Source organism: Acinetobacter lwoffii, assembly GCF_022967985.1.
GTDB lineage: Bacteria > Pseudomonadota > Gammaproteobacteria > Pseudomonadales > Moraxellaceae > Acinetobacter.
Window position 1 is genome coordinate 259,833 of the sequence record NZ_JALJVC010000002.1, and the last position, 21,417, is coordinate 281,249.

At 43.5% G+C, this 21,417-nt stretch carries 21 protein-coding genes and 1 tRNA gene; 12 read left to right on the forward strand and 10 right to left on the reverse strand.

Features of this window, described 5'->3' with window-relative positions; all coding sequences use genetic code 11:
- Positions 1-216 precede the first annotated feature (216 nt).
- A tRNA-Arg gene (locus MWG72_RS02740) sits at positions 217-293 on the forward strand.
- A gap of 105 nt (positions 294-398) precedes the next feature.
- On the opposite strand, the gene MWG72_RS02745 is transcribed toward MWG72_RS02740, so the two are convergent.
- The gene (locus MWG72_RS02745) at positions 399-1,697 is read right to left on the reverse strand and encodes an SRPBCC family protein (protein ID WP_005101162.1); all 1,299 of its coding nucleotides are present in this window, start codon (positions 1,695-1,697) and stop codon (positions 399-401) included.
- Positions 1,698-1,855: 158 nt separating this feature from the next.
- Between MWG72_RS02745 and MWG72_RS02750 the strand changes: the two genes are divergently transcribed.
- Positions 1,856-2,353: a YcxB family protein gene (locus MWG72_RS02750; protein WP_004281456.1), complete on the forward strand. Its 498-nt coding sequence runs from the start codon at positions 1,856-1,858 to the stop codon at positions 2,351-2,353.
- Positions 2,354-2,390: 37 nt separating this feature from the next.
- Positions 2,391-3,032 (forward strand): fumarylacetoacetate hydrolase family protein, encoded by a 642-nt coding sequence (locus MWG72_RS02755; protein ID WP_005108618.1) that lies wholly within the window; start codon positions 2,391-2,393, stop codon positions 3,030-3,032.
- Positions 3,033-3,084: 52 nt separating this feature from the next.
- On the opposite strand, the gene MWG72_RS02760 is transcribed toward MWG72_RS02755, so the two are convergent.
- Positions 3,085-3,906 (reverse strand): AraC family transcriptional regulator, encoded by an 822-nt coding sequence (locus tag MWG72_RS02760; RefSeq protein ID WP_247143171.1) that lies wholly within the window; start codon positions 3,904-3,906, stop codon positions 3,085-3,087.
- Positions 3,907-4,010: 104 nt separating this feature from the next.
- On the opposite strand from MWG72_RS02760, the gene MWG72_RS02765 reads away from it, so the two are divergent.
- Both MWG72_RS02765 and yddG read left to right on the forward strand, forming a co-directional pair.
- Complete coding sequence (locus MWG72_RS02765) at positions 4,011-4,949, forward strand: DMT family transporter (protein WP_180086863.1); 939 nt, start codon at positions 4,011-4,013, stop codon at positions 4,947-4,949.
- Positions 4,946-5,833, forward strand: a complete 888-nt coding sequence (yddG, locus tag MWG72_RS02770; protein ID WP_247143172.1) for an aromatic amino acid DMT transporter YddG — start codon at positions 4,946-4,948, stop codon at positions 5,831-5,833. The genes MWG72_RS02765 and yddG overlap by 4 nt, the downstream gene beginning before the upstream one ends.
- Positions 5,834-5,861: 28 nt before the next feature.
- Here the strand turns inward: yddG and MWG72_RS02775 are convergent, their stop codons facing one another.
- The gene (locus MWG72_RS02775) at positions 5,862-7,109 is read right to left on the reverse strand and encodes a YihY family inner membrane protein (protein ID WP_004645086.1); all 1,248 of its coding nucleotides are present in this window, start codon (positions 7,107-7,109) and stop codon (positions 5,862-5,864) included.
- Between the two features lie 113 nt (positions 7,110-7,222).
- Between MWG72_RS02775 and wrbA the strand changes: the two genes are divergently transcribed.
- Positions 7,223-7,819: an NAD(P)H:quinone oxidoreductase gene (wrbA, locus tag MWG72_RS02780; RefSeq protein WP_034438516.1), complete on the forward strand. Its 597-nt coding sequence runs from the start codon at positions 7,223-7,225 to the stop codon at positions 7,817-7,819.
- A gap of 47 nt (positions 7,820-7,866) precedes the next feature.
- On the opposite strand, the gene MWG72_RS02785 is transcribed toward wrbA, so the two are convergent.
- The gene (locus MWG72_RS02785; protein ID WP_161785344.1) at positions 7,867-8,283 is read right to left on the reverse strand and encodes a hypothetical protein; all 417 of its coding nucleotides are present in this window, start codon (positions 8,281-8,283) and stop codon (positions 7,867-7,869) included.
- 846 nt (positions 8,284-9,129) lie between these two features.
- Between MWG72_RS02785 and MWG72_RS02790 the strand changes: the two genes are divergently transcribed.
- The 3 genes from MWG72_RS02790 to MWG72_RS02800 all read left to right on the forward strand — a co-directional run bounded on the left by MWG72_RS02790 (position 9,130) and on the right by MWG72_RS02800 (position 11,465).
- Positions 9,130-9,507, forward strand: a complete 378-nt coding sequence (locus MWG72_RS02790) for a hypothetical protein (RefSeq protein ID WP_005108624.1) — start codon at positions 9,130-9,132, stop codon at positions 9,505-9,507.
- On the forward strand, positions 9,501-10,706 hold the full coding sequence (locus MWG72_RS02795) for a CsgG/HfaB family protein (protein ID WP_247143173.1): 1,206 nt from the start codon (positions 9,501-9,503) through the stop codon (positions 10,704-10,706). Before MWG72_RS02790 ends, MWG72_RS02795 begins: the two co-directional genes overlap by 7 nt.
- 84 nt (positions 10,707-10,790) lie before the next feature.
- Positions 10,791-11,465: a hypothetical protein gene (locus tag MWG72_RS02800; RefSeq protein WP_005101144.1), complete on the forward strand. Its 675-nt coding sequence runs from the start codon at positions 10,791-10,793 to the stop codon at positions 11,463-11,465.
- Between the two features lie 311 nt (positions 11,466-11,776).
- Here MWG72_RS02800 and MWG72_RS02805 read toward each other — a convergent pair whose 3' ends face one another.
- The 3 genes from MWG72_RS02805 to MWG72_RS02815 form a co-directional block, all read right to left on the reverse strand.
- Complete coding sequence (locus MWG72_RS02805; protein WP_005094083.1) at positions 11,777-12,352, reverse strand: xanthine phosphoribosyltransferase; 576 nt, start codon at positions 12,350-12,352, stop codon at positions 11,777-11,779.
- Between the two features lie 88 nt (positions 12,353-12,440).
- Positions 12,441-13,154, reverse strand: a complete 714-nt coding sequence (locus MWG72_RS02810; RefSeq protein WP_071850839.1) for a DUF3108 domain-containing protein — start codon at positions 13,152-13,154, stop codon at positions 12,441-12,443.
- Between the two features lie 159 nt (positions 13,155-13,313).
- Entirely contained in the window at positions 13,314-14,000 is a 687-nt protein-coding gene (locus MWG72_RS02815) for a hypothetical protein (RefSeq protein ID WP_044113162.1), read from the reverse strand.
- Between the two features lie 263 nt (positions 14,001-14,263).
- Between MWG72_RS02815 and MWG72_RS02820 the strand changes: the two genes are divergently transcribed.
- Positions 14,264-15,121, forward strand: coding sequence for an energy transducer TonB (locus MWG72_RS02820; RefSeq protein ID WP_247143174.1), 858 nt, complete (start codon positions 14,264-14,266; stop codon positions 15,119-15,121).
- A 167-nt stretch (positions 15,122-15,288) separates the two neighbouring features.
- Here the strand turns inward: MWG72_RS02820 and ybeY are convergent, their stop codons facing one another.
- From ybeY to miaB, 3 genes are read right to left on the reverse strand one after another with little or no spacing between them, the layout of a single operon-like run.
- A complete protein-coding gene (ybeY, locus tag MWG72_RS02825; protein WP_247143175.1) occupies positions 15,289-15,771 on the reverse strand; it encodes an rRNA maturation RNase YbeY in 483 nt (160 codons plus the stop codon).
- Between the two features lie 22 nt (positions 15,772-15,793).
- Complete coding sequence (locus MWG72_RS02830; protein WP_004732214.1) at positions 15,794-16,870, reverse strand: PhoH family protein; 1,077 nt, start codon at positions 16,868-16,870, stop codon at positions 15,794-15,796.
- A 37-nt stretch (positions 16,871-16,907) separates the two neighbouring features.
- Positions 16,908-18,365 carry a tRNA (N6-isopentenyl adenosine(37)-C2)-methylthiotransferase MiaB gene (gene miaB / locus MWG72_RS02835; protein ID WP_247143176.1) on the reverse strand — a complete coding sequence of 486 codons (1,458 nt, stop codon included), beginning with the start codon at positions 18,363-18,365 and terminating at the stop codon, positions 16,908-16,910.
- A 334-nt stretch (positions 18,366-18,699) separates the two neighbouring features.
- Between miaB and MWG72_RS02840 the strand changes: the two genes are divergently transcribed.
- The gene (locus MWG72_RS02840; RefSeq protein ID WP_247143187.1) at positions 18,700-20,634 is read left to right on the forward strand and encodes a lytic transglycosylase domain-containing protein; all 1,935 of its coding nucleotides are present in this window, start codon (positions 18,700-18,702) and stop codon (positions 20,632-20,634) included.
- Between the two features lie 32 nt (positions 20,635-20,666).
- Positions 20,667-21,305 (forward strand): ribonuclease T2 family protein, encoded by a 639-nt coding sequence (locus MWG72_RS02845; RefSeq protein ID WP_247143177.1) that lies wholly within the window; start codon positions 20,667-20,669, stop codon positions 21,303-21,305.
- The last annotated feature ends 112 nt before the right edge of the window (positions 21,306-21,417 follow it).

Below are 21,417 nucleotides of genomic sequence, written 5' to 3' on the forward strand. Positions count from 1 at the left end.
TAAAGTTGACCCATTGCGTGGTGCAGGAATTTTTTGGAAAATACGGCTTCTTGGTTGAATTAATTAAGTGCTTTTAGCTCTAAATCCGTAAAAGTTTTCAGTAGAAAACTATAAATTTTGATACATCGTTTAATTACTGTACATTCAGTTGTGATTTTATTAAAAAACACTTAACAAGACTGAAAAAGCTCGTATAATGCACCCCATCAAGACGTCGCGCTCATAGCTCAGCTGGATAGAGCACTTGGCTACGAACTAAGGGGTCGGGAGTTCGAATCTCTCTGAGCGCACCAATCTTGATAAGAATTCTGAAAAAACCGCACGTTGATGCGGTTTTTTTACGTCTGTGATTTTTAACTATTTTTCATATAAAAAACCAATAACTCTCTGCTTCCTGCTCATCTTAATTTCTGCTGCACTTTCAGTGCATAAACGGTATTGCCACCTACCGCAGGTAAAACATCGTAATAGGGTATGCTGCGCATGGCTCTTAATAAGAACGGCGCCTGATCGTGAATCTTCATGCTGCTGGTAATTTGAAATAAGGTACCCTGTGACTGCGGCAATAAGCGCATGCCACCTTTCACAAACTTTAAGTCACCGCCATTGGCATTGAACTGGTTTTGCAAGGAATCAGGCTGGTAAAAACGCATTTTGAAGTTAAATGGAATCTGAATCACCCCTAAACCGACCGACACCTTATAGTTGGCATCTATATTCTGGGTATTGACCGGATTCAGTTCGACCTTCTTGATTTGCCGGGGGAAAAGTTGCTGCGTCGCTTCAGCAGCCAACCATGGCCGCAATTTTTTGACCGGATGCGCAAAATATTGATAGGTGCTGCTAAATCTTAAATTTTCTGAGACTTTTCCTTCTTTAATCTGATAGTTCGGCAAAATGAAACTGACCGGTTGACCAGACTTTTGGCTGATCTGGGCAATTTTTTGTAGCTGTTGAGGGTTGAATCTAAGTTGCGGAATCGGAGTTGCTAGTGCTGCTGTATGCTCGATTTTAAAGCGTTGTTGTAGTGCTTCCAGCAGAAATGCATTGGTACTCGGCGGAATGCCGAGTTTGGCTTCAGGTAGCGCATTCAGGATTTTACTGAATAAAAAGCCTTTGGGCTGGTTCAGGTCGCCCCATTGGGTGACAGTCACCAGCGTTCTATGCGGACCCAGTGCAAACCACTCCAGTTTTCCTGCACCATAGAGAATTGGCGCATCAATAATTAAGGTGCTGATGCTGTTTTCACCCAGATGATGCTGCATCACTACGGTTTCTTTAAAGTTCAAGACTGGAATCGGGGTCGGGATATGAACCTGATATTTAACCTGCTGAATCGAACCCTGCTGCTCCAGCACCTTGGCCGACTTTAAGGTCGGAAACAGACCGACATAATTCGGATAATGTTGCAGCAATTTTTCAACCTGAGCTTCAGCCACAGGCAATACTACAGCCGCACTATAAAACTGTGTCTTGCTGGCTGCATTACTGTTTAAGGTGGGAAGCTGAGTTTTACTGGTTGGATGCGCATAAATCAGAATCCGCTCGCCGGTTAATTCTGCCAGTTGCTGGGCATTGCCCTGATAAGCACTCAGACTGCTCGGCAGTTCGGCATTCCAGGCAATGATTTTGGCCAGTGCTGGAGCAGAAGCTGCCAAACAAACACCGATGAGCATGCATTGCTTTAATCCTTTCATTCAACATCCTGTTGCGTATTTTTTGTTTTAATTGCTGTTTATTTAAAACCAAATGCACGTATTTCCAAAGCAAAGTTATGTAATTGATGCGACAGGCCATAAGCGCTATGGATATTTTGGTATAGTATTGGGCAAGATTTTATTTTTGATGTGATGCTATGACTGAGTCAGCACCGACTTTATCGACCCGTTATTTTCTGACTTTAGAAGAATCTCAGGATGGTTTTGCCCTGGCGACTTTTGGCAAAAAGCAGATTTCACGTTTTCTGACCCCTTTGGTCAGTATCGGGATCATCATCTGGGGTTTCTCGATGGGCTTTGATGGCGTTGGACGTTATTACGTGGCTTTGGGTGCATTCTTCCTGATCCTGCAAGGCATCATGCGTTACTGGTTCCTGCCGATGATGTTTAAACGCCAGTTTGTTAAATATCAGTTTGGTAAAAGCGAACAGGGTATTGATTTGTATCAGGACTATGCGGAAATTTTTACCAATGATCGTAGCAAGCTGGTGCCATATAGCGAAGTGCAGAATTTTGCTGTTGGTAAACTGACTTATATGCTGGAATTGAAAAACCGTACCGTGGTTATTGTGCCGAAGCGTGCATTTAAGGACGGCACTGAACAGAGTATGTTCGAGCATACATTTAAAAAATAATTCAGATATCTATAAAAGGAAAAGGGAAGTTTTGATCATGAGCACACGTCCATCCAAAATCGTTTGTGTGGGTCGCAGTTATGCCGATCATGCCAAAGAACTCGGCAATGCGATCCCTGATCGTCCGGTATTGTTTATCAAGCCACCGAGTGCCTTAAGTTCGCTCGAAGCAGGCATTGAGTGGAATCCGGAATGGGGCAATTGTCATTATGAATGTGAACTCAGCTTGCGTATTGACCGGACTTTAAGCAAAGAAAGCGATCCTGTGAAAGCACTTGAAGCTGTGGGTGCGGTGACTTTAGGTCTGGACTTAACTTTGCGTGATTTACAGGATGATCTCAAGAAAAAAGGCCAGCCTTGGGAACGTGCCAAAGCCTTTGATGGCTCTTGTCTGTTGTCGGATTGGGTACCTGTCGCCGATGTAGTCACTGACTGGAAAGATGTGCATTACACACTGCAAGTCAATGATGAGCTGCGTCAAAAAGGTGATACCGCTTTATTGATTTTTGATATTGCGACCTTGCTGGCTGACATCAGTCAGGTCTTTACTTTGGAAGAAGGGGATGTGGTGATGACCGGTACCCCGGCAGGTGTTGCAGCATTGCATTCAGGCGATCAACTGAAAATGACCCTCAAAGGGCAGTCTCAGGATTATGTCTGGACGACTTTTGTGAAATAACCAAGATTTTGAATCAAAGGAGCCTATTGGCTCCTTTTTCATAGGCATAATTTTAATCATTAACAGTATAACGTTTGCGAAATTGATCTGGGGTGCTTCCCATCCAGCGTTTAAACATGTTGATAAATGCCGAGGCATTGGCATAGCCCAGATCAAAGGCGATGCTTTCAACGCTATGACCTGCATTTAATAAAGACATGGCCTGCATCACTTTCAGGCGTTGCCGCCATTCATGCAGTGACATTCCCAGTTCTTTCTGGCTATATCGCGCTAGCGTCCGCTCGGTTAAATTGACGCGTTCGGCCAGTTGCCGCAGCGAGCTCTGATCTGCCGGATGCTGATGTAAATAATCTAAAATCTGTTTCAGCAGTACATGTTCTGAATGCGGTAGATAACTGCTGACCAGTTGGGCTTGCTGGAGCTGATCGAGCAGTACCTGTAGCAGACGTTGATATTCAGCTGAATCCTCGAATGCTGGATGGTCTTGCTGATGTAGTTGTTTCAGGTGGGTAAATAAAGCAGTGACCAAGGGGGCGCTGAGCAGGATGCCCGGTTGAGTGGGCAGTTGGCCACAAAGTGATTCATGCACATACAGAGTGCCATGAGAAACTGCGGTACGGTTCAGACCACGATGCTCTAAATTCGGTGGGAGCCAGATGCCGTGAGGTGAAGGCGTCACATAATTTATATGATTAATATTCACTTCCATCACTCCATGAAAAGCATAGACAAATTCTCCCCCGGCATGGCCATGTAGCGGATAAACAGATTGCGCAGGATCCTCCCTGAAGCTGATCCACAGAGGTGCTTTAATCAGATCATGGGTCGGAAGTTGCTTGAGCGAAGCTGAATCTGCTTGGATTTTTTTATGCATCACCGAAATTGCCTGAATAACACCATCATTTGTCTGTTTTGAAGTATATCTTTTATTTCTGACACTTTTATAGTGTACCTTCCAAATGAGCAACAGGACCGTATGTGAGCCAGCGTCAGGCATTAGATGCCAAAGCATCTGCCATCATGTTTGTATTGTGTATGTTGTGGGGTTTACAACAGGTGGTACTGAAGTGGGCCGCGAATGATATTTCAGCCCTGATGCAAATTGCCTTGCGTTCAGCCTTGTCTGCGCTGATGGTTTATCCCTTGATTCAGCAAAGCGTACGCCGTCAACTGTGGAATGCACGCTATTTACCTGCAGGATTGCTGGTCGGTGTGTTGTTTGCAACCGAATTCTATCTGATTGGTGAGGCACTGCGTTATACCTCAGCCTCGCATACGATTGTTTTACTCTATACCGCACCGATTTTTGTGGCTTTGGGTTTGCACTGGAAATTGCCGGCAGAGCGTTTGTCTGCTGTGCAATGGGGCGGAATATTTCTCGCCTTTAGCGGAATTGTAGTCAGTTTTCTGTTACGTCCACAAACGGGGTCAGGTCTACAGACTGATGCCTTGTGGGGAGATTTTCTGGCCTTGCTTGGCGGCGTATTCTGGGCAGCCACCACAGTCAGTGTACGTCTGAGCCGGCTGGCTGAAGCACCTGCAACCCAGACTTTGTTCTATCAATTATTGATGGGTGGAATCCTGTTATTGCCTCTGGCTGTTCTGACTGGGCAAGCAGCTATTCAATGGACGGTGTTGTCTATTTCCAGTCTGATTTTTCATACCGTACTGATTTCCTTTGCCAGTTATCTGATCTGGTTCTGGATGCTGAAACATTATCTGGCATCACGGTTGGGGGTATTTTCCTTTTTGACCCCTGTATTCGGCATGCTGTTCGGGGTGCTGATTCTGGATGAACATATCGAAATCAATTTTATTATCGGCACCTGTATGGTGATGTTGGGCGTGATTCTGGTGAGTTTGCAGGGATGGCTGAAAAAACCGAATATTAATAAAACTATTCAAGAGCAAGTATGAAAAACTGGTCTGTAAATTTAGCGACCTGGATTGGCCTGTCTTCCATTCTGATCTGGGCCAGTCTAGTCGCTGTAGTGAAACTGATTACTGAATCCACCAGTGCAGTGCAGGGGATTGCTTTAATTTATAGTTTTAGCAGTCTGGCGATTTTGGCATTCACGGGTTTCCCAAAAATCAAGCAAATGTCCAAGCGCTATCTGTTCGGTTGTGGCGCTTTATTTGTGGCTTATGAGATTCTATTTCTGGTTGCCGTGGCATGGTCGGATAATCGTGAACAAGTGATGCTGATTGCCATGATCAATTATCTGTGGCCACCCTTGATGATTGTTTTTTCGATTTTTGCCCGGCAGTTGCAGGCCCGCCTCTGGGTGATTCCCGGCTTTCTGCTCGCCGTAATGGGACTGATGCTGGTGGTCAATCCAGAAATCACTAATCTGCCGAAGTTTATGCAGGCTTTAGCTGAAAATCCTTGGGCCTATGGCTTTGCCTTTCTCGGCGCTTTGTTATGGCCTTGCTACTGCGTTCTAACTAGGACCTATGGCCGCGGACAAAATGGTGTACCGATTTTCTTTTTGGTCGCTGTAATTAGCTTATGGTTCTTACATTTAGGATTAAACGAACCTTTTATCATGCCCACATTCAAGCTATGGTTGGGAGTTGCAGTGGTGGGTAGTCTGATTGGCATCGCCTATAGTAACTGGAATCAGAGTATGCAGTTCGGCAATATCAAGGTGCTGATTTTAGCCACCTATTTTATGCCGATTCTTTCTTCGGTCATGTCAATGCTGATTCTGGATGTCAGACCCGAACTCAGTTTTTGGATCGGGACGGGTTTGGTGACTGCAGGCGCTATAGTCTGCTGGAAATCTACCGCTATCAGTTAAAAAAATCCTCTCAAGCGAGAGGATTTTTTTATTTATGTCGGAACAGTTCGGACAATGGGAAATTGAGTTTTTCTTCCAGATATTGATCAGTTTCCTGTAATCTAGGTGAGAAATTTTGCATCCAGATGTCATCAGTCTGGGCATTGGTGAGATGGTTTTTGCGTGGCAGTGGATAAGGCAATTGCAGATAAAAATTCCAGAAGCTGACCTGATCCAGATCGCGAACCAGCACATATTCATTCTCATCGGTGCGTTTGATTAGATTCTGCTTTTCAAACATGGCGACATAGCTCGGCCAGCGGCCAATTTCATCTCGGCCCAGCACTTCAAGCGCTTGTGCTTCACTGATGCTTTCACCGGTTTTCTGTTTTTTATAAAAGAGTTCTAACAGATCTAGCAGCATGACGATGGGATGGCGTTTATTGTCCTGCCCCGATTCGAACGCTGTCAGGGCATAACTGATTTCAACACCCAATAACACAATAATCCACGACAGATAAATCCAGAGCAGGAAAATCGGCACAGCGGCGAAGGCGCCATAGACAATTTCATAACTGGTAAAGTTTGACATGATATAGCCGAACAGGTTTTTCAGAAGCTCAAACACCACGGCACTAAACAGACCGGCAATAAAGGCAGATTTAAGCGGTACACTGCGATTCGGGATGGTCCAGTTCAGAATGAAAAATCCGAGTACAGTCAAAGAAAAGGAAATCGCCCAGAGGACAAAGGCGCCATCCAGCTCATAACCGGCAAAGTTATTGCTGAGAATGCTCATGGATGCCACTGTCGAAGAAATCACAAATGCACTGCCGAGTAAAATCGGCCCGAGTGAAATGATGGTCCAGTAACGCATAAAGCCCATAATTCCGCCCCGTGTTTCAGTCACACGCCAAATCCGATTAAACACCGTTTCGATACTGCTGAGCATCAATACTGTCGTCACAAACAGGAACAGAATACCAATGATGGTGAGATTGCTGGATTTATCGGTAAAGGCATTCAGGGCTTTATCAAAGGCAATGGTGGTTTTGGGCAAAAAATTACTATAGATCAGCTGCTGCAGTTGTTGCCGCGCAGGTTCCAGCGCTTTAATGGAAGAGATAATTACCAGAAAAACCGTCAGCATCGGCACTACGGCAAACAGAGTCGTATAGGTCAGTGAACCTGCCTGTTCACGACAGCGGTCTGCTTCAAAACGTCGCAGTACAAATAAAACAAATTGAAACCAGTGTTTTTCATAGAAAGGTAATTTCTTTAAATACTTAACAATCATCTGCATCCAATCTCAATTTTTTTAATCATCATGAATTTTCATCATCAGCTTAACCAAAAAACTTGCAAAGTATCGTATAGTTTTATTTTTTTAAGTAATGAATAAGAACCATGATGCAACCTTATGTCCTTGTTTTATATTACAGCAAATATGGCTCAACCAAAGAAATGGCGCATCTGATTGCCAATGGAATTGAAGCGGCAGGCGTGGCAGTAAAAATCAGGACAGTTCCAAATATATCCAGCATGGTAAAAGTCGCTGAACCGAGTATTCCGGCAGAAGGGGATATTTACTGTACTCTGGACGATCTGGCGCAATGTGCCGGCCTGGCGCTTGGTTCACCGACCCGTTTTGGCAATATGGCCTCTGAAATGAAATATTTTTGGGATCAGACCACGAGTCTGTGGTTGAATGGGGCGCTACACGGTAAACCGGCTTGCGTGTTTACGGCATCAGGTTCCATGCATGGCGGACAGGAAAGTACTTTGCTGACCATGCTGCCGCCGTTGTTCCATCATGGCATGATGATCATGGGGCTTAGTAACTCAACACCGGCACTCTCGAATACCAAAACTGGTGGTACGCCTTATGGCGCTAGTCATGTCAGCGGCCCACGGCATGATCAGGGCCTGAGTCAGGATGAAAAAATTCTGTGTGAAGTACAAGGCAAGCGTTTAGGTGAAGTGGTACTGAAACTCAATCGAGTCTGACAAGCACTCACAGGAAATGAAGAATGAACTTCATTTCCTGAATTTTATTAGGCTTCTTTTTGATCTTTTTGATCTTTTTGATCTTTTTGATCTTTTTGATCTTTTTGATCTTTTTGACTAAATCTGTATTTGCATTTCAGACATTGATAATCCTGAAACAGATTACGGTCGACAGAAACCCCGGCTTTTTTCCCCAGAAAATTACCGACCACACCGCCGGTAATCCCGACACTGATTGCACCGACAAAAGTGCCTACGGTTCCGCCGACAATCACACCTAAAGGTCCGGCTACTGTACCAATTGCAGCGCCAATCGATGCACCTGAAGCAGCGCCACCCACAGTCCCTGCAGTTGCACCCGCTGAACTCATGAGAATGCCGCCAATTTTCTTTAAATTCTGTTCATGATCGCGCTGTTCGATATCAGCTGAGCCACATTTAGGACATTGCATAGATTGTTCCATCAAGGATTGAGATGTGCTTGTTTTAGGTTTGTCGGGAATAGGATGTGTGCCCTGATCAGCACTTATTCATAACATACAACAACACACTAGATAAGTTTTGAATTCGCAAATCAGAAACATTGCATACTCACTTGATTCTAGTTGAGTTCACGTTAAAACATTGTATTTCAGCTGTAAATATATGCCTTCTTGGTTGATTAACGCAATTCTTAACCTGTCATTGAGGAAATGGCAAATCTCAAGATCATCAGAAATGTTCTTCTCTCATCAGTCTAAATATTGCGATCTTAGGTAGGCCATTTCTGAATTCGAAATGAAAAAGGAAGGGAAGTCGAAAAATATGTAAACGAGTTCTTATCAGGTCTATTCAAGTTTTCAGCCAAAATACATCTGAATATTGGCGTTTCTTTATAAGTCACCTTCATTGTAATTGATTAATTATATTTTAAATAAATCGTGACATTTATCCTTATTAAATAGAAGTTCTAATAAAATAAAAATTTACGACTTTTAAAATATAAAAAGTATAATAATTCTAATCTTTATTAGATAAATTTTTGATTATTGATAATATAAAAAATATATTATTTTAATCAAGTTTTTTATATGAATTTTATATTCAAAAAAAATTTATATAATGATTTCTTACAAATCACAAATAATAAACAAATATATATTAATTTAATAAAAACAATAATTTATATTTTTAAATAAAACAAAAAAATAAGTGAATAGGGATAAGTTTTACATTTTATAATTTTATGTGATTTAATATTCTTCAGATAAATTTAATCTTACTTAAATGAAAAATTAAATAAATATCTTAAGTCAGAGGATATTAAGATTATGAGAATATTAGTTATCAATCTGGGTTTATTAGGTTTATGTTTTCTGAGTAACGCTTATGCCACCTCTGATGAGTGGACTCAGCGTTGGAAATCATCCAGTGCCCGTTCCAATGAGAATCTAGTTCAAGCCAATCTGATCGAACTTAAGGAGTCAGACTATTATTCCGGATTAGGTAAAACCACCGTTCATAGCACCTCAACTACTTCCATCGGGACGGTAAATACCCCGACCAACAATATCAATGTAGAGGGTACAGACAACAGTATCGATATTACGAGTGAGTTGCTGAATGAAGCACCAGTCAATTCAAATACCAACCAAAATCCTCAGCGCTGTCTTAATTTAAGTAACAGACCAGGAGAATCACAATGTTGAATTTCTCCTCGACCAGAAGACATATATCTTTCGTGAGTGCCACTGTCCTTTTCAGCTCTTTTTTAACAGGCTGCACAGGCTTGGCACCTTCAAACAAGAAGCCAGTTAGCTTGGTACAAGGCCCCCCAATTACTGATATTTTTACCCCTTTTGATATGGCTTTATCCTGCCTAAAAGGACAATTACGTAGTGATGTGAGTTTCTCCGTGGGGGCAATTCTGGATCAAACCGGTAAGGATGTAGTTACCAATGGTGGTAGCGGAAAAATGGTGACCCAAGGTGCGGGAGATATGGTGCAATCTGCCTTGTTTCAGGCGGGGGTAAGCTTAATGAACCGGCGTGATCCCCGGATTATCGAAAGCGAAGCCAAGTGGGGCATTCGTGATCCAAGACAAATCCAGGCTTCTGATTATTATGTGACAGGCAGTATTAACAGTCTGGATTTTATTCCGGGTGGTGGTTTTGACATGCAGATCGCTGGTGTCGGTCCGAATTATAGTCAAACCCGGATTATGGTCGGTCTGGATTTATCTTTGACCGATACCCGTAGCAGTAAAGTCGTGGGCAATGTTTCATTGCAGAAGCAAATTGCTGCACAGGATTATGGCTTAAGTGCAGGCAGATTCGCTGGTCGTACACTCTTAAACATTCAGATTGGAAAAGGAGAACGCGAGGCAACTAACTTTGCCTTGCGCCAAATGTTGAATCTGGCCACTTTTGAATTGCTGAGTCAGGTTGTCCCACCCGCCGTATTTGAAAGTTGCCGTGCGCAGATACCGCCAGAGCTTGGTCAATTGAACTTAACCCGAAGTTCTGTCGCTCTGCATAAATACAAGAAAAACCAGCAACAAAATAGTACAGCTTCAAGCAGTGTTGTTCAGGAGTCAGTCTCAAGCCAGGCAGACTCATCTAATGAAAAAAATAAGTCAACCAACTCACCGAGCAAAGATACGAAACCGCCAAAACAGAAAGAGTCCGAGGTGATTCAAAACCCTGAAGCAGAGCCTGAAATGAGCAAACAGGACTTGATTAAATATATTAGCAAGAAGCAGCATCCACCTTCTTCAAATGAAAAGAATGAAGAAAAAGATACTCAAGAAAAGGCTGATAAAGAACAAGAAGATGAAAAAACCACAACGCTATGGGAGGCCAATCCTGAGGTGGTCGAAAATTACTGGTCTAGCACCCAGCGTGATTAAAAATATTTAAAAATGGGCTCGCTCCCATTATAAGAAGGAGTACTTAGCGAGAGGTACTTCAAAACAAAAGTAGGAAGAACAACGATGAAAAACACGATCAAAACAATCGCTTTATCCGTCGCCTTTCTGTCTAGCGCAGGTATGGCATATGCCCAAGGAGATGAAACACCTACTGACGTCACCGTAGATACAGGCTTGCAAGCTACCTTGGATTCTATTTCTCAGCAGGTTGAAAATGGTTCTGCTTTGAATCTTGCAGTGAATACAGGTGATGTTGATGCAAGCGTTGATTTAGAAGCAATTGCAGAAGCTACAAGAGAAGCACCAGAGGCCATTAGTTCAATTGAAGGTACAATTGAAACTACTGCGATTGGTGCCGCGAATACAGGTAGTATCAGTATTGAGCAGGGTAGCTACAATAAGGTGGTATCAGACATATCAGATGCCACGGATAACTACGACTACAGTGCAGTAACCAGTGCAACTAATAATTCTGAAACTCTAGAGGAGCTATCAGAGGTTTCGGATAGTTCAGATATCTCGGAAGTTATAAGTTCGACACTGAGTACTGACTATAGTGAGGAAATCAATGAAACTTTAAGCAATTATAGTGTAGCGAATATTGCCTATAATGCGGGTGCTATTGATGCATCTGTCAGTGCTATTTCAGAAGGAACTCAAACTGCTATTAACAACAGCATCACAACTACCGCTATCGGTGCTGTGAATAGCGGTAGTATCACTGTGACTGTTAAATAAACTCTTTTTTCGAGGTGAACACAGGTCTAACTATTGGCAGATAGTTAGGCCTCTTTATTTTATAATAACATCCACATAAATTGTTGTTTATTCATCGGATAAAAAAGTACTTATTGTTTGACACTCTCTATTTCAGAAATTGAGTAGTCTGGAGCTTAAGATTAAGTCATTTATCTAGGATCAAATCTGGAAGAATAAATAAGAATTTAGGCTGAGCTATAGCCGAGTTTTGGATATTTTAAATTTATATCATCAGAAAAACGCAATAAAAAAAGAGCGCATCAGCGCTCTTTTGAAATTCATTGGCGAGCTTAGTCGCGAACAAATTCAACTGTGCCATTTGCTAAAGACTTCACACGTGCCAGTGATTCCACACGGTAGCCTTTTTCAAGCAGCAGATCACGACCTGGCTGGAATGATTTTTCAATCACAATGCCAATACCGACTACTTCTGCATTTGCCTGATGAATCAGGTCTGCAAGACCTAAAGCTGCTTGACCATTAGCCAAGAAATCATCGATCACTAAAACCTTGTCGGTTGAGCTGATGTGTTTATTTGAAATCGCGATCGTGCTTTCAGTTTGTTTGGTAAATGAAAAGACTTTAGAACGATATAAATCATCTTTCAGGGTCAGAGACTGGTATTTACGTGCAAAGATCACCGGTACGCCAAGCTCTAGGCCGGCCATTACGGCAGGTGCAATACCTGATGCTTCAATCGTAATAATTTTGGTAATACCAGCATCCTTAAACAGACGCGCAAATTCTTGACCAATCAGTTGCATCATGACTGGATCAATCTGATGGTTTAAGAAAGAGTCTACTTTCAAAACTTCTTCAGAGAGGACGATGCCTTCAGCCAAGATTTTCTGTTCTAGTGCATGCACGGGAGAATCCTCAAGAGCAGGTGCTTTTTCAAGCAAAAGCGTATTGTAAAAAGCACCCGGAAAAAATCAAGTGAAATTCGCCAAAAACTTAGTTGCTTGCACCTTTATAGTCAGTTAACAGTAAACCATAGGAGGTTTTCTTGTCGACATGCGAAACTTTGACTGGAAGATAGTCAAGTTTTGGTGCCAGCCAGAAAATGGTTTCACGACCTGGTTTGCTATGTTTCATCACCACTTTAATGGTATTAAAAGATCCGTATTTGGTACTTATAGTCTCTGAACCCTGTTTGACAAACTTGCGGCCTTCAACTTCTTTAGCATCAGCGATGTAGTAATTTGCTTTCAGGCCTGAATTTTTTAAATCTTCACGGATCTGCAATTCCGCATTCAACTCATCCAGAACATCTGCTCTCCAGGCAAAAGAACGTTTTTCATCATCTTTCTTGGTACTGATAGTTTTGCTGGAAGGATTGAAATTAATACTCATAGTGTTGTTATGCACCAATACTTTACTACTGCGACTGAAACTGCTTGAGCCGATCTTGCCATTATTAAAAGTAAAGCGGCTGGTTTCGGTTGCAGAGGCAATCCCTCCAGCTTTTGCAGCAAAGACATAAGTCCAGTTATTGCCAGATTTACTTAGAGTCCGTGTTGCAGAACCCATGTTCTTGCCATTATAGCTAAATTGATAACTGGCCTGAAAAGGAGTCATGGCAAAAGCCTGGCTAGAAATACCAGTGAACAGTATCGCGCTGCTCAGACCCGTGGTCATCACTAAAGTTTTGAATACAGTCTTCGCCATCAGTTATTTTCCTATATTGGTTAAACGGGCAAAAAATATCATTTATTGCACCCTTTATTATTTGGGCAAAATATGGAAGTTGAAGGGATATTTCTGCCAAAAATGTATATTTCATGTAGTTTTATGGAACTTTTGTTCAAAAACTACGTTTGACATGATTTAAGAAGGATCTTTCTGTTTGATAGGGGTGACCCGGTTGTCATCCATCTTGTCTTCATCCCAGTTCTCTTCCTGATCTTGGGAAAGTTTTCTAAACAGGGCGGCCAGATTGACATTACCAATCACCACCAGTTCGGCTTCACGAAGTACTGCGTGATTCACATGAACTTTGCCCAAGGTATCAATGACCGATCGGCTTTTACCTAACCAGCGATTTAAATCCAGATAGAGCAAGTCATCGATGACTTTAATCACGCCCAGTTTTTCCAAAATCATTCCCAAAGGATCTTTATTCAAGACACGTTGATAGAAGAACAGGCCAAAACGCACGCCAAGTTTATAAAGCATATTCGGATATTTGGCTTCAATCAGCTGGGTATCACTAATTTGCTCGAACACGATCAACTGGGTGGTTTTATTCAGTTCCATCTGTACCAGTTTCAAATCAACCGATAAAGTGACAATCAGGCCTTTATAATCCAGTGTTGCGTAGAGACGCAGCCAGTCTTCATGTAAATCTGCGTGTAAGTCTTTCAATGCATCGACATTGTCTGTGACAAAGCGCTGAAAGGTTGCATTTAGGAAGACTTGCGATAGGGGAAATTCACGCTCATCTTCAATAAATCCTTCCGCCCTCTGATACACTTGGCGGATTCGGTTGGAAATATTGGAAATTAGCGTTTGCATACTGAAGCGTCCTGGCAACTTTATTTTTGACTCGGGATGTATCTTGTCGAATTGTATGAAAAATACAAGCGTTCATGCTTGAAGTTTAGCAAAATAAATAGCACCATTTTTATAGTTTTAGTTATGTAACGTTGAAGATTTGATGGATTTGGCATTTTAAAAAGATAAATGACGAATCCGTTTATTTTTAATCTTTCAAATACTTTTTTGGGGAGCTGAACTCATTATTGAGTTTAGGCGAATGTGAAAAAACGATGATACTCATGCCTCTGGTCAGAACTTGGTGGAAAGATCCAGTGTTTAGCAGTGCGTTGCTTGCCGCAGGCATTCTGCATTTGATCGTGCTGACACTGGAATTTGGTATGCCGCAAGATCGGGATACCAGTACCAAAGAAATCGCGGTCAGCTTGCGCCAGACTGATGAAAAAATTGAGCATGCTGATTTTCTGGCCCAAACGGACCAGCAGGGTTCCGGCCAGTTTAGAGAAGCTCATCGCATGTCGAGTGATATGCCATCGCCATTAATGGAGCAACATGCAGGCGAAGAACTGCAAGAAAGTCTGGAGATGCTGCAACAACAACAGGAACTCAGTTTTGAAGAAAAAGTCCTGATGACCACCTTGAGCTGGCAAAAGCAGGCGGAAGAAAATCAGCGTAAAAAAATGCAGGAGCAATTACAGAGCCAGTTTCAGGCAAAAGCGGCCATGGTCGCCAGTCTGGAAGCGCAATATTTACAGCGTCAGCAAAATTTCAGTCGTCAGCAAAAAATTAAGACTGTGGATGGTATTCAGTCCAAACAGGATGTTTCGGCCGCATATCTGGAAAAGTTCCGTGAAAAAGTGGAATTTTATGGTAACCGTTATTATCCGGAAGCAGCAAAACAACAGAATCTAGCAGGGGAAGTGCGGCTGATGGTGATCCTGAACCAGAATGGCGGAATTCGTGCCATTCGACTGATTGACAGTTCAGGACATGCCATGCTGGACGAAGCAGCCAAAGCTTCCGTGCGTAAGGCAGCCCCATTTGGTGCTTTCGACAGTAAAATGAAAGAAATTTCCGAACTGCGGGTGATTCGTACCTGGCGATTTGATCCGGCAGAAGCAGAATTTGAGGTGCGTTAGACCATTTTATTCATTTGTAAACCCTCCCTTTAACTCCCTCCCAACGGGAGAGAGAACTATCATTGAGCTATAGGTATTAAAACTCCCTCTCCTTATGGGAGAGGGTTGGGGTGAGGGTAAACAATAAAAAAAGCGAGCCGAAGCTCACTTTTTATAGCAAGAAAATTTTAGCCTTGTTCTAAATACGGATTATCAAAACCAAGTTTTGCTAGAATCTCGATTTCAATGCCTTCCATTTCTTCGGCATCTTCATCCGAGGTTTCATGGTCATAGCCCATCAGGTGCAAAGTGCCATGTACCAGCATATGGGTAAAGTGAGTCAAAGGCGCTTTTTGCTGTTCCAGCGCTTCGGCCAGCACTACAGGAATACAGATCACCAGATCACCAATGGGAAATGCATCCAGAAACTGCGCCATTTCATCTGGAAGTTCACTCGGAAAAGACAGGACATTGGTCGGTTTGTCCTTGCCGCGATATTCCAGATTCAGTTTATGACTTTCGTCATTGTCGACACAGGCAATTCCAATTTCGCAATCACTTTGAGTGCCAATATGACGTAAAGTGGTTTCTACAACTTTTTTAATATAGGCACGTTTCAGCACCAGTTCAGGCGACTGAAAGTCCTGTTGTAAGGAAAGACTAAGTTTCAACACAAATCCTTAAGTTTAAAGCTTAATGCTGTGCGTCTGCCGCAGCATCATTTTCAGCGATCAAGGCATCCTGACGTGCTTTACGTTCGGCACGTGCTTCAGCACTTAAACGCTGCTGTTCACTGTCCCAGCCTTCGTAGGCTTCGACAATTTTCTGTACCAGCTGATGACGTACCACATCACGCGAATGGAAACGGGTGATATGAATTTCAGGAATTTTATCAATCACACGCAAGGCATGTGACAGACCGGATTGCTGACCACGCGGTAAATCTACCTGAGTTACGTCGCCGGTAATCACGGCACGTGAACCAAAACCTAGGCGGGTCAGGAACATCTTCATCTGTTCTGGGGTGGTATTCTGCGCTTCATCCAGAATCACGAAAGAATGATTCAAGGTACGGCCACGCATATAAGCAAGCGGAGCCACTTCAATCACCTGACGTTCGATCAGCTTGGCCACTTTTTCAAAGCCAAGCATTTCATACAGCGCGTCATACAAGGGACGTAAATAAGGATCGATTTTCTGGGTTAAATCTCCCGGCAGGAAACCGAGTTTTTCACCGGCTTCAACCGCAGGACGAACCAGCAGAATGCGCTGGATTTCATTGCGCTCCAGCATATCCACTGCAGCTGCAACGGCAAGATAGGTTTTACCTGTACCGGCAGGGCCAATACCAAAAGAAATATCACTTTGCAGAATGCGCTGTACATAGCGTTTCTGGTTGGCACCACGCGGGTTGATCCGGCCTTTACGGGTTTGCAGCCAGACATTGTCCAGCCCCGTATGTTCCTGATCATCCAGATCTTGCTGAAGTTCACGGTCAGTCTGGCTGCCCTGAATCATCAGATGTAAAGTATCTGCACTAATCTGCTGACTATGTTCAGATTCTTCATGAAGACGTTGCAAGAGCATTTCGGCTCTCTCAACGGCATCGATTCCACCATCAATAATAAAACTTTCTCCACGATGGGAGATTTTGACGTCTAAACGTTGTTCAATTTGCTTCAAATGGCCGTTATAGGCACCTAACATGGCTTGTATACGGTCCATCGAAATTCCAGGAAAAGCTACTGTACGTCGAATCGCTGCAGTCAAGAGTGTTCCTTATGAAGTGTGCGTTATATGCTCTACATTACGCCACGTCAGGCTCAAGATTCAAGAGCTCACCATAAACTAAATTCAAAGTTTTAATTTCGGTAATTTCAATCTCGGCAAAGCGGCCTACCCAGGCAGGGTCACCAATAAAGTTGACATAACGGGTATTGTCCGCCGTACCGACCAGAATATTCGGATCTTTATCAGAAACTTTTTCGATCAGTACACGCTGGATAGACCCGAGCATGGCATCCGTCTTGTCAATGCTTGAACGCTTAATCCATTGCTGAACTTTAGCCAGACGTTCTTTTTTCACATCTTCAGAGATCGTATCTTCCAGTTCTGCCGCAGGCGTACCCGGGCGTTTTGAATAGATAAAACTATAAGAGTGGTCGAAATCTAGATCCTGAATAAACTGATAAGTCTCTTCAAAGTTTTCGTCAGTTTCACCAGGGAAACCAATGATAAAGTCTGAAGATAAATGCATATCTGGGCGAACTGCACGTAACTTTTTAATCTTCTCGATATAGACATCAATGGTGTGGTTGCGCTTCATGGCCTGAAGTACATCATTGGAACCGCTTTGTACCGGCAGATGCAGATGTGAAACCATTTGTGGCAGGTCACGATAACACTGGATCAGGTCATCATTAAATTCCAGTGGATGCGAGGTGGTATAACGAATACGGCCAATGCCCGGAATATCTGCAACCAAACGTAAAAGATCGGCAAAGGTACAGATATTGCCTTCAAAAGTTTCACCGCGATAACCGTTTACGTTCTGACCCAAAAGTGAAATTTCACGCACGCCTTTTTCTGCCAGACCCGCAATTTCAGCGAGCACATCATCCAGTGGACGAGATACTTCTTCACCACGCGTATACGGCACCACACAAAAAGAACAGTATTTAGAACAGCCTTCCATGATCGAGACAAAAGCTTTATAACCTTCAACACGCGGTTCAGGTAAAAAGTCGAATTTCTCGATGTCCGGGAAGGAAATATCCACCAGTTTGATTTTTTCTTTTTTCGGCTTTTCGATCTGCTCAAAATGCTGATCCAGCATTTGCGGCAAACGGTGCAGGGTTTGCGGGCCAAAGATCATGTCGACATAATTGGCACGTTTCTGGATGTTATCGCCTTCCTGAGACGCCACACAACCACCAACACCAATAATCAGGTCAGGATTTTTATCTTTAAGCTTACGCCAGCGACCCAGCTCGGAGAAGACTTTTTCCTGTGCCTTTTCACGGATCGAGCAGGTATTCATCAGCAGAATATCGGCATCTTTAGGATCGGTGGTCAGCACATAGCCATGAGAATCGCCTAACAGGTCTGCCATACGGTGACTGTCGTACTCATTCATCTGACACCCTTGCGTTTCGATGTACAGTTTTTTGACTGAAGCATCGCTAATTGGGGTGTGCGCTGGCTGGGTAACAGTGTTTTCTGAGGCAGCTGGGGCACCATTCGGAATGAAGGTTTGAACCGTCATGTAGGCTCCTACAAGGTAATACGTTGAAAGAGTGAACGAACAGCCTGATTGATGCATCAAACAGGTGAATAAAAATTCAATTCACGGACTGAAATCTTGGAAAGGCGCATATTTTAGCAGGAAAGTCGCTTAAACTTATAGCCCAAATTAACTGTGGAAAAATATTGATTTATGGGCAAAAATTGTCTGTAGATTAATATTGCTTAATCATAAGGTTACATAACTGAACAATAGAGTTGGTTATAATCTTCAAACTAGCTCTTATGATATGCAACATGGGCAAAGCACAAAATCGATGATAGAAGGCAAAGGGATGTTGAAACACACTAAAACTATGTATAAATACTATAAATTAATTACTTTAAGTGTGGCATGTATCTGTTCAGCGAGTACACAGGCAGCAGAAGAACAATTTAATGATGCCTTGCGTGCAGCCAATGCAGGCAATATTGAACTGTTACAGCAATATCGTCTGTCTATGCAGAATGATGCCTTGGGCTATTATCCGGAATACTGGATTTTAAACCAGAATCTTGCCATGCAGCCTGTCAGCCAGATTATCAGCTTTGCCCAGCGTTACCCTCAATCCGCCATGGCTGAAAAGCTGGCAGCGGACTATGTCGAAGAAAAAGTAAAAATGGCAGACTTTAGCACTGCCCAACCGGTATTGCCTTATGTGACCAATGCCGATCCTGCCGAAGCCTGTGCAGTGGCACAAGTGCGTGCCAAAGCTGGTGATGAACTGGTTTATGCCGAGTTTAAAGAAGTCTGGTTAACCACCAACAGCCAACCCGATTCTTGTACTGGTTTAGGCCGAATGATGTTATCCAGTCCACTCATGACCTCAGAAGACCGTCAGCAGCGACTCTGGGGACAACTTCGTGCCGGACAGTCAGGTCAGGCCATTGCGACAGCGCAAGGCATTGGTCTAAATCTGTCTCTGGCACAACTGAATTCGATTCAGGCCAATCCCACTAATTATTTGTGGTCTGCGCCTAAAAGTACTGCGGCAGAGCATGCCTATCTGATTTATGCGCTGGGACGTCTGGCCGATAGCGATTTGGACTCAGCTTTGTCTATCGTCAAACGTACCGCAGAAGGCACACCTGCATCTGTACAACGCGCCTTATATCGTGCTGTCGGTTATATCGGTGGTACTACAGTGATGAAAAACAACTTCAATCGGGAAGTGTTGAATGCGCTAGATGCCAGCTATGGCCTGCCATTTAGCCCGGAAGAAGCCGAAATTTATGCACGTCAGGCCATCCGTTTTAGTGCTTGGGAAAGCCTGATTCGTGCCATTGATAGCATGAGTGTTAATCAAAAGCAGGAAGACCGTTGGCAATATTGGCTGGCGCGTGCCAGCGAACAACGTACTGATCGTGCTTCCAAACAGGCAGCAGAAAGTATTTATCGTAAGCTGGCGACCGGAGATGACTATCACAATCTTCTGGCACGCGACAAGCTGGGGCAGGTGACTGCGAGTACACCAAATCCAGCGCAGCCATCCAATCAGGCTATGCAGCGCTTGAATCAGGATATTCATTTCCGCCGTGCTTTCACCTTACGTAATATCAGCGCCCCGGAGAACTATATTAACCGGGAATGGAACTGGGCAGTGCGTCAGGCTTATCTAAAGAAGGATGATGACCTGTTGCTGGCCGCGGCAAAACGTGCCATGGATATGGGCTGGCATGATCGTGCCATTTATGCCGCTGACCGTACCGCGAACAAGCATAACTATAATTATCGTTATCCAATGCCACATCAGAACTATGTGGTCAGCCATAGTCGCAATGCCGGCATAGATCCTGCCTGGGCCTATGGTTTGATGCGTCAGGAAAGCCGTTTTAATACGGTGGCACGTTCACATGTAGGCGCGGGTGGTCTGATGCAGATTATGCCGGACACGGCCAAGCTGGTGGCACGTCAAATGGGTGAAGCTTATAACCCGGCGGCACTCACCGATATGAATACCAATATTCGCTACGGAACATTCTATTTATCTACGATTCAGCGTCAGCTTAGCGATAGTCCGGTTCTGGCAACGGCAGGCTATAATGCCGGTCCAAACCGTGCCCGTCGCTGGCAGCCAGAATTTCAGGGGATTGCCGCAGATCAATATACTGAAAGTATTCCTTTACTTGAAACCCGGGATTATGTGAAACATGTCATGACCAATGCCACGCATTACGGTATCTTGTTAGGACAGGGGGCACAGTCAGTGGGTAAACGCATGCAACTGATACCATTACGTAATACACAATAAAATTAAAATTATTGGGGGATGGTGATTTATTCATGAAAATAATGAAGGATCGTCGAGTCTGGGCTGGATTGGTTGCGCTTGTGGTTTTGGCCAGCAGTCCGGCAGTGTTTGCTACGCCGACAGACTATGTCATGGATGTACAAATGGTCCCGGCCTTATGTAGTCTGTATCCGGAATATGCCAAGAAACGAAAATGTCTGGAAGGTTATTCGCTGAATATCTCTGGCTTATATCCTCAGACCACATCACAAAATTGCACGACCAATAGCTCTGCGAAACTGTCACCACTTCAGTCCAAGGTAGTGGCCAGGATCATGCCGGATGACAATACCCGGACAATCTTATGGCGCAATATCGGTGGCTGTGTGCCGATGAATGCCAGTCAATATTTCCGGACGATTATCAATTATGCAGATCGTCTCAAAGTGCCTGCAGAACTGACGGAACAGGAAAATATTACGATTTCTGTCGATACATTGCGGGCCAAATTCCTGAAAATTAATCCACAATTACCGGGTAATGCCTTGAGATTTAACTGCCAGCAAACCCAGTCGGCCAGCGTACTTACCTCGATCAAGGTCTGTTATCGCCCCAATGGCAATTACAAATCCTGTCCTGCCAACATTATTAATACATGCCCAAAAACTGTCACAATAAAAGGAACATACTGAGCTTTTTTGCCGATTTAATTTATATTTCCTATCAGACTTTAGGTGAAATCCGTCCTCTTTTATATGCATCTGACAAAGGATTGGAGTACAATCTTTCGCGTTTACGATTATT

Coding starts and splice junctions, on each gene's coding strand:
- MWG72_RS02745 (WP_005101162.1), bottom strand. CDS start 1,697: ATGAAAGGATTAAAGCAATGCATGCTCATCGGTGTTTGTTTGGCAGCT.
- MWG72_RS02750 (WP_004281456.1), top strand. CDS start 1,856: ATGACTGAGTCAGCACCGACTTTATCGACCCGTTATTTTCTGACTTTA.
- MWG72_RS02755 (WP_005108618.1), top strand. CDS start 2,391: ATGAGCACACGTCCATCCAAAATCGTTTGTGTGGGTCGCAGTTATGCC.
- MWG72_RS02760 (WP_247143171.1), bottom strand. CDS start 3,906: ATGCATAAAAAAATCCAAGCAGATTCAGCTTCGCTCAAGCAACTTCCG.
- yddG (WP_247143172.1), top strand. CDS start 4,946: ATGAAAAACTGGTCTGTAAATTTAGCGACCTGGATTGGCCTGTCTTCC.
- MWG72_RS02775 (WP_004645086.1), bottom strand. CDS start 7,109: ATGATTGTTAAGTATTTAAAGAAATTACCTTTCTATGAAAAACACTGG.
- wrbA (WP_034438516.1), top strand. CDS start 7,223: ATGCAACCTTATGTCCTTGTTTTATATTACAGCAAATATGGCTCAACC.
- MWG72_RS02785 (WP_161785344.1), bottom strand. CDS start 8,283: ATGGAACAATCTATGCAATGTCCTAAATGTGGCTCAGCTGATATCGAA.
- MWG72_RS02790 (WP_005108624.1), top strand. CDS start 9,130: ATGAGAATATTAGTTATCAATCTGGGTTTATTAGGTTTATGTTTTCTG.
- MWG72_RS02795 (WP_247143173.1), top strand. CDS start 9,501: ATGTTGAATTTCTCCTCGACCAGAAGACATATATCTTTCGTGAGTGCC.
- MWG72_RS02800 (WP_005101144.1), top strand. CDS start 10,791: ATGAAAAACACGATCAAAACAATCGCTTTATCCGTCGCCTTTCTGTCT.
- MWG72_RS02810 (WP_071850839.1), bottom strand. CDS start 13,154: ATGGCGAAGACTGTATTCAAAACTTTAGTGATGACCACGGGTCTGAGC.
- MWG72_RS02815 (WP_044113162.1), bottom strand. CDS start 14,000: ATGCAAACGCTAATTTCCAATATTTCCAACCGAATCCGCCAAGTGTAT.
- MWG72_RS02820 (WP_247143174.1), top strand. CDS start 14,264: ATGCCTCTGGTCAGAACTTGGTGGAAAGATCCAGTGTTTAGCAGTGCG.
- miaB (WP_247143176.1), bottom strand. CDS start 18,365: ATGACGGTTCAAACCTTCATTCCGAATGGTGCCCCAGCTGCCTCAGAA.
- MWG72_RS02840 (WP_247143187.1), top strand. CDS start 18,700: ATGTATAAATACTATAAATTAATTACTTTAAGTGTGGCATGTATCTGT.
- MWG72_RS02845 (WP_247143177.1), top strand. CDS start 20,667: ATGAAAATAATGAAGGATCGTCGAGTCTGGGCTGGATTGGTTGCGCTT.